The sequence below is a fragment of the Mangrovicoccus sp. HB161399 genome (assembly GCF_013184745.1).
GTDB lineage: Bacteria > Pseudomonadota > Alphaproteobacteria > Rhodobacterales > Rhodobacteraceae > Mangrovicoccus.
On record NZ_JAATVU010000217.1, the window covers coordinates 1 to 1,809 of the forward strand.

Consider the following 1,809-nt stretch of genomic DNA (forward strand, 5'->3'; position numbering starts at 1 on the left):
CAGCGGAACCCATCCCTCGCCATCCGGGGTCTGGGAGCCCCATGCCGCGGCGGACAGGTCGGTGGCCACGAGGCTCTGCGCGTAGGTGAAGCCGTCTACCGTCGTGGTGAAGGTGAAGCTCGCCGCCGCGCTGTCCGTGCCGCCGGCGGACTGAACCAGGCCAAGGGGCAGCGTGACCGTGTGCGCGGAGTCGAAGGCCATGTCCGCGTCCGGCGTGATGGTCAGGGTGGACCCGCTGACGCTTGCCGTGAAGGCGACCGGGTTGCTGCTGCCGTCCACCAGGGTCGGAGTGCCGACGAGGGTGATCGCCTGGTCGTAGACGATGGAGATCGCGGCGCCGACAGGAATGATCGTCTGCCCATCCGCCGGGTAGGTGGAGACGATGGCCGGTGCGGCTTCGACCGGGGTTCCCGCATCGCCGAGCGAGATCAGATCCGCCTCGGAGGCATAGCCGCTGAACAGCGCCGGACGGCGGTATCCGGTGCTCTGCGCAGAGGCCCCGGACCCGATCGTCACGAGAACCCGGCTGTCGCCGGAGCCGGAGACCGGGAGATGGCCCCAGAGACGCAGGCCCCCGCCAGTGAGCGGGATGATGCCGGATGCGACGAAGTTGGCGTGCGGGTAGAGAACATGGCTCTGGCAGTTGTAGGTCAGGCCGTTGTTCGAGATGCCGAAGTCGTTGAACGAGACCGTGATGATGCCGAAGCCGGAGTCCACCGGATCGGCGTCCAGGATGTCCACGCAGAGCGTGTAGTTGCCCGCGGTGAGACGATCATGCTCGCCCGAGTTGCTGTCAGCCGAGGCGGAAGCGAGCGAGGTGTTGATCCAGTAGCCGTCCGCATCGACCGTCTTGCTGTCCCAGACGGACGTCTCGACCGACGTGTTGATCAAGCTGTCCGCATAGGAGAACACGTCGGGGCGCGAGGTGAACGAAATGGACGCAGCAGCGTTGCCTGTCCCGTAGCTCGCCTCCACCGACCCAGCCGGGAAGGTCAGCGTGTATTCGGTCTCGTAGGCCAGATCGGCGTTCGGGGTGACATAGATCGTGTTGCCGCGGACATCGGTAGTGAACGCTACCGACCCGCCCGAGTAGGTCAGCGTCGGCGTCCCCACGAGCGCCACCTTGCGGTCCCATTCCACGGCGAGCGTCGTGTCCTGCAGGACGTAGAGATCGCCGTTGGCCGGGGTCGAGTTGAAGACCGCCGGAGCCGGTCCGCCGGACAGCCACTCGCCGGTAGTCATGTCCATGGCCCCGATCGCGCCCCGCCAGATGTTAGGGTCTGCCGGGGTCGCCATGGCGATGACTTCCGCCCGGGTGCGGGGATAGCCCTTCACGCCAGCGACGGCATTCGGGAGCACGGCCAGCATGGCCGCCGTGTCGTCATAGTCGCGGATGTCCCAGGCGGTGTTCGAGACCATGTAGTTCTCGCCCGTGCCCTTGAGGGCGACGCCGGTCGTCAGGTTGTTGCCCGCGAATGAGCCCTGGTCGGCCTGCTGCGTGATCGTGCCGATGGCGCCGGGGTAGAACACCCGTTCGTCGCCGGTGAAGTCGCGCAGGAAGGTGTTGAACTCGCCTTCCACGTAATCCTGCGCACCCTCGTATTGCAGTGACTTGGAGGCCAGGACGAGGGCGTTGCCTGCCGCATAGACCACGCCCATGTCCTCGCGGGTGGCGCCATAGGTCGCCCCGGCGGTCTTGCCGAAGATGCCCTGCGAACCGAGGATCCCGCGGTCTGCCGTCCAGACGGTGCTGCCGATCTGGCGGACAAGCTGCACGCTTTCGGCGCGCGACAGAACCAGGGAAGACAG

1 protein-coding gene is annotated in these 1,809 nt (G+C 66.7%); it reads right to left on the bottom strand.

All coding sequences use genetic code 11. From position 1 onward, the window contains the following. Positions 1–1,809, bottom strand: a 1,809-nt coding sequence (locus tag HCC78_RS32405) for an Ig-like domain-containing protein (protein WP_172332799.1), incomplete at both ends; no start/stop codon positions are given.